10 protein-coding genes are annotated in these 13,160 nt (G+C 37.6%); all 10 read left to right on the forward strand.

Translation table 11 applies throughout. From position 1 onward, the window contains the following. Positions 1-21 precede the first annotated feature (21 nt). Entirely contained in the window at positions 22-3,843 is a 3,822-nt protein-coding gene (gene rpoB, locus JML65_RS23165; RefSeq protein WP_047493594.1) for a DNA-directed RNA polymerase subunit beta, read from the forward strand. 121 nt (positions 3,844-3,964) lie between these two features. Beyond that, a complete protein-coding gene (gene rpoC / locus JML65_RS23170) occupies positions 3,965-8,227 on the forward strand; it encodes a DNA-directed RNA polymerase subunit beta' (RefSeq protein ID WP_047493597.1) in 4,263 nt (1,420 codons plus the stop codon). A gap of 87 nt (positions 8,228-8,314) precedes the next feature. Beyond that, entirely contained in the window at positions 8,315-8,620 is a 306-nt protein-coding gene (locus tag JML65_RS23175) for a DUF3467 domain-containing protein (protein ID WP_002976436.1), read from the forward strand. Positions 8,621-8,790: 170 nt separating this feature from the next. Further along, the gene (locus JML65_RS23180; RefSeq protein WP_047493599.1) at positions 8,791-9,441 is read left to right on the forward strand and encodes a Crp/Fnr family transcriptional regulator; all 651 of its coding nucleotides are present in this window, start codon (positions 8,791-8,793) and stop codon (positions 9,439-9,441) included. A 126-nt stretch (positions 9,442-9,567) separates the two neighbouring features. Further along, positions 9,568-10,410: a DUF5777 family beta-barrel protein gene (locus JML65_RS23185; RefSeq protein WP_202272460.1), complete on the forward strand. Its 843-nt coding sequence runs from the start codon at positions 9,568-9,570 to the stop codon at positions 10,408-10,410. Between the two features lies 1 nt (position 10,411). Then, positions 10,412-10,759, forward strand: a complete 348-nt coding sequence (locus JML65_RS23190) for a hypothetical protein (RefSeq protein ID WP_237390974.1) — start codon at positions 10,412-10,414, stop codon at positions 10,757-10,759. A 10-nt stretch (positions 10,760-10,769) separates the two neighbouring features. Next, positions 10,770-11,315, forward strand: a complete 546-nt coding sequence (locus JML65_RS23195; RefSeq protein ID WP_202272463.1) for a YceI family protein — start codon at positions 10,770-10,772, stop codon at positions 11,313-11,315. Then, entirely contained in the window at positions 11,312-11,836 is a 525-nt protein-coding gene (locus JML65_RS23200; RefSeq protein WP_202272465.1) for an ankyrin repeat domain-containing protein, read from the forward strand. The genes JML65_RS23195 and JML65_RS23200 overlap by 4 nt, the downstream gene beginning before the upstream one ends. Before the next feature lies 1 nt (position 11,837). After that, positions 11,838-12,587 carry a T9SS type A sorting domain-containing protein gene (locus tag JML65_RS23205; RefSeq protein ID WP_202272467.1) on the forward strand — a complete coding sequence of 250 codons (750 nt, stop codon included), beginning with the start codon at positions 11,838-11,840 and terminating at the stop codon, positions 12,585-12,587. 215 nt (positions 12,588-12,802) lie between these two features. Then, positions 12,803-13,160 (forward strand): hypothetical protein (locus tag JML65_RS23210; RefSeq protein WP_202272469.1); only part of this gene is annotated, 358 nt, incomplete at its 3' end.

Below are 13,160 nucleotides of genomic sequence, written 5' to 3' on the forward strand. Positions count from 1 at the left end.
TAACCCTTTCTTAAAAGTTTTATGAGTAAAACAAAATCAACAACTCAAGGAAATCCGAGAATTAATTTCTCATCAGCGAAAGGAAAAATCATCACTCCAGACTTCTTGGACATCCAAATCGAGTCTTTCAGAGAATTTTTCCAGCTTGATACACTTCCTGAAGCCAGAAAGACAGAAGCTCTTTACAAGACCTTCCAAGAGAATTTTCCAATTACCGATTCTAGAAATCAATTCGTATTGGAATTCCTTGACTATCTGGTAGATTCTCCACGTTATTCAATTGATGAGTGTGTGGAAAGAGGTCTGACGTATTCAGTGCCTCTAAAAGCAAGACTTAAACTATATTGTACTGACCCGGAACACGAAGATTTCCAAACGGTGGTTCAGGATGTATATTTAGGTCCGGTTCCTTATATGACGCCTAGTGGATCTTTCATCATCAATGGTGCTGAGAGAGTTATTGTTACGCAGCTTCACCGTTCACCTGGTGTATTCTTCGGACAGACTTACCACGCGAATGGAACCAAACTATACTATTCAAGAATTATTCCTTTCAAAGGATCTTGGATGGAATTTACAACAGATATCAACAGCGTAATGTACGCGTATATCGACCGTAAGAAAAAGTTACCATTAACAACTTTATTAAGAGCTATCGGTTACGAATCTGATAAGGATATCCTTCAGATCTTCGACCTTGCTGAAGAAGTGAAAGTTTCTAAAGCTGCCCTTAAAAAAGTGGAAGGGAGAACATTGGCTGCGAGAGTATTGAACACTTGGTTCGAGGATTTCGTAGATGAAGATACAGGTGAGGTAGTTTCTATTGAAAGAAACGAAATCATCTTGGATAGAGAAACGATTCTTGAAAAAGAACATTTAGATCTTATCCTGGATGCTGGTGTGAAATCTATTTTGATCCACAAAGAAAACAGCAATGAATTCTCTATCATCCAGAATACATTACAGAAAGACCCTACTAACTCTGAGAAAGAAGCAGTAGAGTACATCTATCGTCAGTTAAGAAATGCAGATCCACCAGATGAGGAAACAGCAAGAGGAATTATTGAAAAATTATTCTTCTCTGAGCAGAGATACTCTCTTGGTGAAGTAGGACGTTACAGATTGAATAAAAAATTAAGTCTAAACATCCCAACTACAACTGAAGTTCTTACAAAAGAAGATATCATTGCGATTGTAAGACACTTAATTGAGTTAGTAAACTCAAAAACGGATGTTGATGATATTGACCACTTATCAAACAGAAGAATTAAAACTGTTGGTGAGCAGTTAGCAGGACAGTTCGGTGTAGGTCTTTCAAGAATTGCAAGAACAATCAAGGAAAGAATGAACGTTAGAGATAACGAAATCTTTACTCCACTTGATCTTGTAAATGCTAAGACATTAACATCAGTAATCAACTCGTTCTTTGGTACCAACCAGCTTTCTCAGTTCATGGACCAAACCAACCCTCTATCAGAGATCACTCACAAGAGAAGATTATCTGCACTAGGGCCTGGTGGTTTATCAAGAGAAAGAGCAGGTTTCGAGGTTCGTGACGTTCACCATACGCACTACGGAAGAATTTGCCCGATTGAAACTCCGGAAGGACCAAACATCGGTTTGATTTCATCTTTAGGTATTTATGCGAAAATCAACAGACTAGGTTTCATCGAAACTCCATATAGAAAAGTAGAGGACAGTAAGATTAATCTTAATGCAGATCCTATTTATCTTAATGCTGAGGACGAAGAAGATAAAGTAATTGCTCAGGCAAACGTTGAATTGAACGATAGCGGAGAATTCTTAACAGACAGAATTATTGCCAGACTGGATGGTGACTACCCTGTAGTTGAGCCAGCTCAGGTAAATCTTATCGACGTTGCACCAAACCAGATCTCTGGTATTTCAGCTTCATTGATTCCATTCCTGGAGCATGATGATGCGAACCGTGCGTTGATGGGATCCAACATGATGCGTCAGGCAGTTCCTCTATTGAAGCCACAAGCTCCAATCGTAGGTACAGGTCTGGAACAACAAGTTGCGAAAGATTCAAGAATTTTGATCAATGCAGAAGGTACAGGTACTGTAGAGTATGTGGATGCTGACAAGATCACTATTAAATATGAAAGAAGTGAAGACGAAGATTTAGTACAATTTGAGTCTGCTACTAAAACATACAACCTTACTAAGTTTAGAAAAACTAACCAGAGTACAACTATTACCCTAAGACCAAACGTAAGAGTAGGTGATGTAGTGGAAAAAGGACAGGTACTTTGTGATGGTTATGCTACTGAAAAAGGAGAATTAGCTCTTGGTAGAAACTTAGTGGTAGCGTTCATGCCTTGGAAAGGATACAACTTTGAGGATGCAATTGTAATCAACGAAAAAGTTGTACGTGAAGACTGGTTTACTTCAATCCACGTAGATGAATATTCTCTTGAAGTTCGTGATACCAAATTAGGTATGGAAGAGCTTACAGCAGATATTCCAAACGTTTCTGAAGAAGCTACTAAAGATCTTGACGAGAACGGTATGATCAGAATCGGTGCTGAAGTAAAGCCTGGAGATATCATGATTGGTAAAATTACTCCAAAAGGTGAATCTGACCCGACTCCTGAAGAAAAACTTCTTAGAGCAATCTTTGGTGATAAAGCTGGTGATGTAAAAGATGCATCATTAAAAGCTGACTCTTCATTAAGAGGGGTGGTGATCAACAAGAAATTGTTCTCAAGAAATATTAAAGACAAAAAGAAAAGAACTGAAGAAAAACTTAAACTTGAAGAGATTGAAAACACTTACAAGGCTAAGTTTGATGAGTTGAGAAACACTTTAATTGAAAAATTAAATACACTGGTAAGCGGTAAAACTTCTCAAGGGGTACAAAATGACCTTGACGAAGAAATCATCGGTAAAGGTGTGAAATTCACTCACAAATTATTGACTTCAGTTGAAGATTATGTAAACGTTAGCGGTTCAGACTGGACAGTAGACGCTGATAAAAATGAATTGATCAAACAATTGATTCACAATTACAAAATCAAATTTAACGACATTCAGGGAGTTAAAAACCGTGAGAAATTTGCTATTTCAATCGGAGATGAGCTTCCAGCAGGGATCATGAAGTTGGCTAAAGTTTACATCGCTAAGAAACGTAAACTGAATGTAGGGGATAAAATGGCAGGACGTCACGGTAACAAAGGTATCGTTTCAAGAATCGTTCGTGAAGAAGATATGCCATTCCTTGAAGACGGAACACCAGTAGATATCGTATTGAATCCACTAGGGGTACCTTCTCGTATGAACATCGGTCAGATCTATGAAACAGTTCTTGGATGGGCAGGTCAGAAATTAGGAATGAAGTTCGCTACACCAATCTTTGATGGAGCAACTCTTGACCAGATTACTGAATATACAGAAAAGGCAGGTCTTCCTAAATTTGGTAACACTCACCTTTATGATGGTGGTACCGGAGAAAGATTTACTCAGCCGGCTACTGTAGGTATTATCTACATGCTGAAACTAGGACACATGGTTGATGATAAGATGCACGCACGTTCTATTGGTCCTTACTCATTGATTACTCAGCAGCCGTTAGGAGGTAAAGCTCAGTTCGGTGGACAGAGATTTGGAGAGATGGAGGTTTGGGCTCTTGAAGCATTCGGAGCATCAAATATTCTAAGAGAAATCTTAACTGTGAAGTCGGATGACGTGATTGGTAGAGCAAAAACTTATGAAGCAATTGCAAAAGGTGAATCTATGCCTGAACCAGGTATCCCGGAATCATTTAACGTATTACTTCACGAGTTACAAGGTCTTGGATTAGACGTAAGATTGGAAGAGTAAGATATCAGATATCAGACACTGGTTGTCAGATTATGCGACTCTAAAAATTTTATAATCCTTGAATTTGGAATGATGATTTCGTCTGAAATCTGAACTCTGAAATCTAAAATCTAAAAAAATTATGTCAAATAAAAATAAAACAAGTAGATTTAATAAAATAACCATTGGTTTAGCTTCACCAGAGTCTATTTTACAGGACTCAAGAGGAGAGGTTTTAAAACCAGAAACTATTAACTACAGAACTCACAAACCTGAAAGAGACGGATTATTCTGTGAGAAAATCTTTGGTCCTGTAAAGGATTACGAATGTGCTTGTGGTAAATATAAGAGAATTCGTTACAAAGGGATCGTTTGTGACCGTTGTGGTGTAGAAGTTACCGAGAAAAAAGTAAGAAGAGAAAGAATCGGACATATCGGTTTGGTTGTTCCTATTGCTCACATCTGGTACTTCCGTTCATTACCAAACAAAATCGGATACCTTTTGGGAATCCCTTCTAAGAAATTAGATATGATCATCTACTACGAAAGATATGTAGTGATCCAACAGGGTATTGCCAAAAAATTAGATGGTTCTGATTTTGAAAATATGGAATTCTTAACAGAAGAAGAGTACCTTGACATTATGGAAACTCTTCCTGTAGAAAACCAGTATCTTGATGATTCTGATCCAAACAAATTCATCGCCAGAATGGGTGCTGAAGCTGTGGAAGATCTATTAAAGAGAATTGATCTTGATGCATTATCTTTTGACTTAAGACACAAAGCTCATAACGAAGGTTCTAAGCAAAGAAGAACTGAAGCACTGAAAAGATTGAACGTTGTAGAAGCATTGAGAGGTGCCAATACAAGAATGATCAACAGACCAGAGTGGATGATTATGCGTGTGCTTCCTGTTATACCACCAGAACTAAGACCATTAGTTCCATTGGATGGAGGACGTTTCGCTACTTCTGACCTTAATGACCTTTATAGAAGAGTTATTATCAGAAATAACCGTTTGAAGAGATTATTGGAGATCAAAGCTCCTGAAGTAATCTTGAGAAACGAGAAGCGTATGCTTCAGGAATCTGTAGATTCATTATTCGATAACACAAGAAAATCTTCTGCAGTAAAATCTGAATCAAACAGACCATTGAAATCACTTTCTGATTCATTGAAAGGTAAGCAAGGTCGTTTCCGTCAGAACTTACTAGGGAAAAGGGTTGACTACTCTGCGCGTTCGGTAATTGTTGTAGGTCCAAACTTACAGCTTCACGAATGTGGTATTCCTAAAGATATGGCAGCTGAGCTTTACAAACCGTTTATCATCAGAAAACTGATCGAGAGAGGAATTGTAAAAACTGTGAAATCTGCAAAGAGAATTATCGACAGAAAAGAGCCTGTAGTATATGATATCCTTGAAAACGTGATGAAAGGTCACCCTGTTCTACTGAACAGAGCACCTACGCTTCACAGACTGGGGATTCAGGCTTTCCAACCTAAGATGATCGAAGGTAAGGCAATCCAGCTACACCCGTTAGTAACAACAGCATTCAACGCCGATTTCGATGGTGACCAGATGGCGGTACACTTACCGTTAGGACCAGAAGCGATCCTTGAAGCTCAGTTATTAATGTTAGGTTCTCAGAATATCTTGAACCCTGCAAACGGTTCTCCAATTACAGTACCTTCTCAGGACATGGTTCTTGGTCTTTATTTCATGACTAAAGAATTGAGTTCTACAGAAGATATGAAAGTAAAAGGTGAAGGTCTTGCATTCTATTCTCCTGAGGAAGCAGAAATTGCTTATGCTGAAGGTAGAGTTTCTTTAAATGCTAAGGTAAGATGTAGACTACCTGTTAAAGAAGACGGAGTAATAGTAACAAGATTGATCGAAACTTCTGTAGGTAGAATTTTATTCAACCAGATTGTACCTAAACAATCAGGATATATCAATGAACTTCTTACTAAGAAATCATTGAGAAACGTTATTGGTAAGATCCTTGCCGATACGGATTTCCCTACTACTGTGAAGTTCCTTGATGCAATGAAAGACTTAGGGTATTCAAATGCATTCAAAGGAGGTCTATCGTTCTCTCTTGGAGATATCGTAGTACCTGTAGAGAAAAAGCAGATGATTGCTACTTCAATTGAAACTGTAGACGAAATTAGAGCTAACTATAACATGGGTCTAATTACCGATACAGAACGTTATAACCAGGTAATTGACGTTTGGACTAACACCAACGCTGGATTAACTGAAATGATCATGAGCAGAATGAAAACCGACCAAGGTGGTTTCAACTCTGTGTATATGATGCTTGACTCTGGGGCGAGGGGTTCTAAAGAACAGATCCGTCAGTTATCAGGGATGAGAGGTTTGATGGCGAAACCGCAAAAAGCTGGTTCTACCGGTGCGGAGATCATCGAAAACCCGATCCTTGCAAACTTTAAGGAAGGTCTTTCGATCTTAGAGTACTTTATCTCTACTCACGGTGCTCGTAAGGGTCTTGCGGATACCGCTCTTAAGACAGCCGATGCTGGTTACCTAACGAGAAGATTGGTAGACGTTGCACAGGACGTTATCGTTACAGAAGATGACTGTGGAACACTTAGAGGAACAGAAGTTACTGCACTTAAGAAAAATGACGAGATCGTTGAAAGAATCTCTGAAAGAATCTTAGGTAGAGTATCTCTTCATAATATCTATGACCCTGAAACTGACGAGCTTATTGCTAGTGCAGATCAGGTAATCATTGAAGAATTGGCAAAAAGAATTGAAGAAGCTGGATTAGAAGCTGTTGAGGTTCGTTCGCCATTAACTTGTGAAGCTAAGAAAGGGATCTGTGCGAAATGTTACGGTAGAAACTTAGCAACAGGTAAAGTGATCCATATGGGTGAAGCGGTAGGTGTAATTGCAGCACAGTCAATTGGGGAACCAGGTACTCAGCTTACGTTGAGAACCTTCCACCAAGGGGGTACTGCAGGAAACGTATCAGAAAACCCATCTATTGTAGCTAGAAGAGATGGTATCGTTGAAATGGATGATGTAAGAACAATTACTTCTGAAGATGAAAACGGTAATACAGCTGAGGTAGTAGTTTCCCGTTCAACGGAATTCAGATTAGTTGCTGCGGAGTCTAAAACTCCATTAATGATAGCTAACGTACCTTATGGATCTATATTATCTGTAAAACCAGGTGATAAAGTGAAGAAAGGAGATACCATCTGTAGATGGGATCCGTATAACGCGGTTATCATTGCTGAAACTTCTGGTAAGGTAGAATATGAAGATATTATCCAGGGTATTTCATTCCAGCTTGAAATTGACGAACAAACAGGATTCGAAGAGAAAGTAATCTCTGAATCTAGAAATAAGAAAGCCGTACCTACCTTGAAGGTGGTAGATTCTAAAGGAGTTGAGCAAAGAGCATACAACTTACCGGTAGGAGCCCACTTAATGGTAAATGATGGTGAGAAAATTAAGGCTGGTAAAGTCTTAATCAAAATCCCAAGAAAATCTGCAAAAGCAGGGGATATCACCGGAGGTCTTCCAAGAGTTACCGAATTATTCGAAGCAAGAAACCCTTCAAACCCAGCGGTTGTTACTGAAATCGACGGGGTAGTTTCTTACGGAAAAATTAAGAGAGGTAACCGAGAATTGATCGTAGAAGCTAAAACTGGAGAAAGAAAGATTTACCTGGTAAAACTTTCTAACCAGATCTTGGTTCAGGAGAATGACTTCGTAAGAGCTGGTTCTCCACTATCTGACGGTTCTATCACACCGGATGATATCTTAAGAATCAAGGGCCCAACTGCGGTTCAGGAATACTTAGTAAATGAGATTCAGGAAGTTTACCGTCTTCAGGGGGTAAAAATTGATGATAAGCACTTTGAAATTATCGTAAGACAGATGATGACAAAAGTATCTATCGTAGATGGAGGTGATACTCAATTCCTTGAAGGAGCTCTGGAACATAAGTATGACTTCTTGGAAGAGAACAACAGAGTATTTGGTCTTAAAGTAGTAGTAGAGGCTGGTGATTCTAAAGAATTCAGACCAGGTCAGATGATTACTGCAAGAGAATTAAGAGATGAAAACTCTAAGCTAAGACGTGAAGATCAAAACTTGGTAGAAGTAAGAGAAGCACTTCCTGCTACAGCAACGCCTGTATTGCAAGGTATCACAAGAGCGGCTCTTCAGACTAAGTCATTCATGTCTGCAGCATCATTCCAGGAAACAACGAAGGTTCTAAATGAAGCGGCTGTTGCTGGAAAAATTGATGCCCTTAGTGGTCTTAAAGAAAATGTAATTGTAGGGCACAGAATCCCTGCAGGTACAGGTCTTAAAGAATATCAGAATGTTATTGTAGGTTCTAAGAAAGAATTCGAAGACCTTAACTAAAATTAATGATTTGAAATTTGAGGTTTGGATTTATTTTTATATTTTCACAATCTCAAATTTCGAATTTAAAAAACATAATTTATAACAATGGACAACAATCAAAATCCACAAGACGGAAACATCAACATCGAATTAAACGAAATGGTAGCTGCTGGTATCTATGCTAATTTAGCTTTAGTAAACCACTCTCCATCTGAGTTCGTAGTAGATTTCATCCAATTAATGCCGGGGGTACAGCAAGCTAAAGTAAGATCAAGAGTAATTCTTGCTCCACTTCACGCTAAGAGAGTTTTAAACGCTCTTCAACAGAACATCGCTAACTATGAGCAGCAGTTCGGAGAAATCAAAGAAGTTGAGCCTTTCGTATTAGGAGGAAACAACGTTCAAGCGTAAGATTTCTTTTACAATAAATACCATGCCCCAATGAAAATTGGGGCATTTTTTATGCCATATATCCGGTTAAAATATACCCTACAATTTATAACACAACTTTAACGGTACTGAATCATCATAACAATGATCCAATTTTATATATTTGAATATTACATTTTGATAAAATTGATATGACAGATAATGTGTTTATTCTTGATAAATTTGGTTTTCTTGGAAAAGTTTTTTTAAGTGAACTCCAACAGCATGCTGTTATTGTTGATATAAAAGCAAAAACAGAAATCATAAGAGAAGGCCAGAAAAATAAATATGTACCCTTTCTGATAAAAGGTTCTATTAAAGTTTTCACTCTTAATGACGGCAGAGAACTCATCTATTATTTTATTAAACCTAGTGACAGCTGTCTGATGACTTTCTCTTCTATTTTTACAGATTATGTAAGCCGCGTATTTGCGGTGGCTGAAGAAGAATCTGAAGCCTTATTGATTCCTGTTTCTGTGATGCATGACTGGCTGATCAGGTTTCCGGAGATCAATAAACTATTTTATCGTGAGTATGACAGACGTTTTTCAGAGGTCATGAATATGGTCAATGATGCTGTTTTTCATAGACTGGACAAAAGGGTACTGAATTATATTAAACAGCAGATCACCAGTACCGGAAGAAATCCTTTAAAAATTACCCATCGTGAAATTGCAAGCAGTCTGGGTACTTCCAGAGAAGTGGTAAGCAGAGTGTTAAAAAAAATAGAGAGCGACGGAGAGATTCTGCAGACCAAAGAAGGGATCAAAGTTGCTGTAAATGAAAATGTTAGACTAATCTAATTTGTAATGTTTCAAAAGTTTTTGTTTTATGATTGATAAAAACAATGTCTTTGGTGACTTTTATCACATAATTTTGAATTGAGAACTTGATAAGTTTGTCATATGATAATTTAATTCAAATTGTATATGACAAAAGCTCTCTTATTTTTGTCAGTATTTTCATCAGGTTTTGCCTTTGCACAGGAAGATCTGTTGAAAGATATTGATACTATTAAAACCGATACGGAATTTTCACAACCTGCTTTCAAAGCATTACAGATTGTTACAGGACAATCTACAAAGCTTGCCGCCAAAAAAGAATGGTACATTATTGTAGCCCATAGATTTGGTGATGTAAGCACAGGATTTAAAAACTTTTTTGGACTGGATAACGCCTCCACAAAATTAGGCGTGATTTATGGTATCAGCGATGCCATCTCTGTGAGTTTGTCAAGGGAAACAAATATGAAAACCTTTGAAGGTGCTGTCAAGTACAGGCTGATAAGACAGAATGATGATTTTCCGGTAGATATTGTTGGGTATAATGTGATGGGTGTAAACACGGATCTCAGTAAGGACAACTATCCGTTTCTTAAATTCAACGACAGACTTTCTTATCTTACCCAGGCTTTAATTTCAAGACGATTTAACGATAAACTTTCACTGCAGCTTACCCCTTCATATGTTCATAAGAATCTGTATGAGCCTAAAAATGAAGATAAAAACCAATTTTTAGCAGGGTTAGGCGGACGCTATAAAATTTCAAAGAGAGTTTCTGTAAATGCAGAATATTTTGTGAATTTTGACAATCACAGTTTCTATAAAAACCCTCTTTCTTTAGGGGTGGATATAGAAACCGGGGGACATGTGTTCCAGCTTTTATTCTCGAACTCCCAGATTAATTCAGATATAGGATATCTTACCAATGCATCAGGTGAATGGGGGAAAGGACATATTTTCTTTGGGTTTAATCTTTATAGAGTTTTTTAATATGAGAAAGTTAACATACCTCGTGATCCTTTCATCAGTAGGAATACTGAACTCCTGTGATAGCAGAACCTATGAAGAGATTTCAGATAATACCCCTATTACACTGCCGGTAAAATACACTGCCGATGTAAAACCGATTATAGACAACAACTGTATCGGCTGTCACTCCGCAGGTAGCTTTAAACCTTTAGTGACCTACGATCAGGCAAAGAATAATATAGATGGAATCCTGGACCGGATCCAAAGACCAAACGGTGACCCTGAAAAAATGCCTAAAGGAGGATCCCTGTCGGCAACACAAATTAATATTTTCATCAAATGGAAAGCTGATGGATTAACTGAAAATTAAAAAATTTGATATGAAAAAAATAATATTAATCAGCGCATCACTTCTATTTACAGGGTATGCTTCAGCCCAGAAATACAGCTCTAAAACGGGTAAGGTAACTTTTGAAGCTTCAGTACCTTTATTTGAAGATGTATATGCTCAGGATGATAATAATCTGGTAGTCTTCAATAGTGATACTGGAGAAATAGCATCGGTTTCAGCAGTTAAAAACTTTCATTTTAAAACAAAATTAATGGAAGAGCACTTTAATGAAAGCTATGCAGAAACAGCAAAGTATCCAAAGACTACTTTCAAAGGGAAAATTATCAGTTTTGATAAAACAAAACTGACGGCCAGTCCCCAGAAATATACAATCCAGGGAAGCCTTAATTTTCACGGAGTAGATAAAGCAGTAGCTTCTGCAGCCACTATATATGCTAAAGACGGTAAAATTTATATGCAGGGAAATTTTATTGCCAGACCGGCAGATTATAAAGTGACAATCCCAAAGATGGTCACCAAAAAAATTGCAGAAAGCATCAATGTTGAATATAACTATATATTGATAAAACAATGAGAAATCTGATTTTATTATTAACGGTCTTCCTGAGCTCATTAGTATTTGCTCAGGAAAAAGCAAAGTCAATATTTGATATTGCGAGAAGTGGAACTGTCACTGAGGTACAGGAGCTGATGAAGCAAAACCCGGATGTGATTAATCAAACCAATGAAAACGGATTTTCACCACTTATTTTGGCCTGTTACAGAGGAAATGTAGAGGTGGCTAAATTTCTGATTGATCATGTAAAAGATGTGAATTATAAAAGTGACGAAGGAACAGCCTTATCAGGACTTTCGGTAAAATATAATAAAGATCTCGTAGAGCGTTTATTGAAGAAAAATGCTGATCCCAATATAGCTGATACTACAGGCTATACACCATTATTCTGGGCTGTGAAATTTGGAAACAAAGAATTGGTCGAGCTGCTGTTGAAGTACAAAGCAGATAAAACAAAAAAAGATTCAATGGGAATGACCCCTTTTGAATATGCATTAAAAACAGATAAAAAAGACATTATTAACCTCTTAAAAAATTGATATGAAAAAACTTTTACTCACAGTAAGTATGGCTCTTGCCAATTTCGCATGGGCCCAGTTTTCCTCAGGTGTTGTAAATCTTGGGGCTACAGGAATGACCGTGAAACTGGAAACTTCACCAACATTGGCAACCTTGACACTTACGGGAAACAGTACTTCCTACCTGGGAATAGGTGCTGGTGATTCCGGGATGGAAGCCGGTGCAGACGGATTTATTTATAACAGCAGCTCAAATCTTGATTATAGTTTTAATGGTATTGGAGCGTTCCCCAGTGTAGATGCTGTTCAGGATTGGACGCTGGTCTCTAACACCGTTTCAGGAAGTACCCGGACTATTATTGCAACCAGGAGTTTATCCGGAAGTGCCGGGGATTTTGTGATCCCAAATGCAGCGGGTCCTTTGGATATATTTTTTGCTAGAGGAGGAAGTACTGCAATATCTCAACATAGCTCTTCTAATAGAGGATATGCTACACTGACAATGACGGCAAGCAACTTATCAACCAGCGAAGCTGCTGCTGAATCTAAGAAAGTAAGTCTTTATCCCAATCCTGCTAAAGAAACAATTAGTTTTAAAAACTTTGACCGTATCAAATCTATTGATATTTATGAAGCGGCAGGAAGAAAGATAAAATCTGTACAACCGAATAAAGAAACCATTAGCATTGAAGATCTGAAGTCGGGAATTTATTATTTTGAAATTCTATTGAAAGACGGAAGCATGTCTTATGAAAAACTGATTAAAGAGTAATTCAAAAAAAAACACATCTACATATTATCAATAATACCTCTGATTTTTCGGAGGTATTATTCTATATGGAAATGATGAATTTTTTAATCTTTTTCAGGATGTTTAGATAAATGTGTAAAGAATAATAAAGAATTAACGAATAATTGTTTTTAAAGTGCATGATATTTTTATTTTTTTATCCTATTTTTAGGGCGTAAAAAAACTAATAACTTACAATGAAAACACGCACCACTTTTAAATTTGGGCAGATATTGCTATTTGCTTTTGGCGCCTTATTACTCTCTTTTCAGTATTCCTGTAAAGATGACCTAACTGAAATGCATAATGAAGCGGCTTTAGAGCAGAGTAACACTAACGCTTATGCCCGTTCATTTTCCGGGGATTCCATCGTTTTGAAAAATCCTTATTCTGTTGAAATCATGAAGACAGCTCTTGAACAGCTAAGAGCTAAAAACCCCAAACAAACTGCTGGATTTGAAGTACGCCCTTCACATCTTTACCTTAAATTCAATCCTAAAAATGAGGATGAAGTAGGGTTGCTGAAGCAGGATTCTACCATCCATTACTTCGATT

The sequence above is a fragment of the Chryseobacterium sp. KMC2 genome (assembly GCF_016756935.1).
In the GTDB taxonomy this organism is placed as follows: Bacteria; Bacteroidota; Bacteroidia; order Flavobacteriales; family Weeksellaceae; genus Chryseobacterium; species Chryseobacterium rhizosphaerae.

What these genes read in the sequence shown, in the direction of transcription:
- JML65_RS23190 (WP_237390974.1), top strand. Translation starts at nt 10,412, where the DNA reads ATGAGAAAGTTAACATACCTCGTGATCCTTTCATCAGTAGGAATACTG.
- JML65_RS23180 (WP_047493599.1), top strand. Translation starts at nt 8,791, where the DNA reads ATGACAGATAATGTGTTTATTCTTGATAAATTTGGTTTTCTTGGAAAA.
- JML65_RS23175 (WP_002976436.1), top strand. Translation starts at nt 8,315, where the DNA reads ATGGACAACAATCAAAATCCACAAGACGGAAACATCAACATCGAATTA.
- rpoB (WP_047493594.1), top strand. Translation starts at nt 22, where the DNA reads ATGAGTAAAACAAAATCAACAACTCAAGGAAATCCGAGAATTAATTTC.
- JML65_RS23205 (WP_202272467.1), top strand. Translation starts at nt 11,838, where the DNA reads ATGAAAAAACTTTTACTCACAGTAAGTATGGCTCTTGCCAATTTCGCA.
- JML65_RS23200 (WP_202272465.1), top strand. Translation starts at nt 11,312, where the DNA reads ATGAGAAATCTGATTTTATTATTAACGGTCTTCCTGAGCTCATTAGTA.
- rpoC (WP_047493597.1), top strand. Translation starts at nt 3,965, where the DNA reads ATGTCAAATAAAAATAAAACAAGTAGATTTAATAAAATAACCATTGGT.
- JML65_RS23195 (WP_202272463.1), top strand. Translation starts at nt 10,770, where the DNA reads ATGAAAAAAATAATATTAATCAGCGCATCACTTCTATTTACAGGGTAT.
- JML65_RS23185 (WP_202272460.1), top strand. Translation starts at nt 9,568, where the DNA reads ATGACAAAAGCTCTCTTATTTTTGTCAGTATTTTCATCAGGTTTTGCC.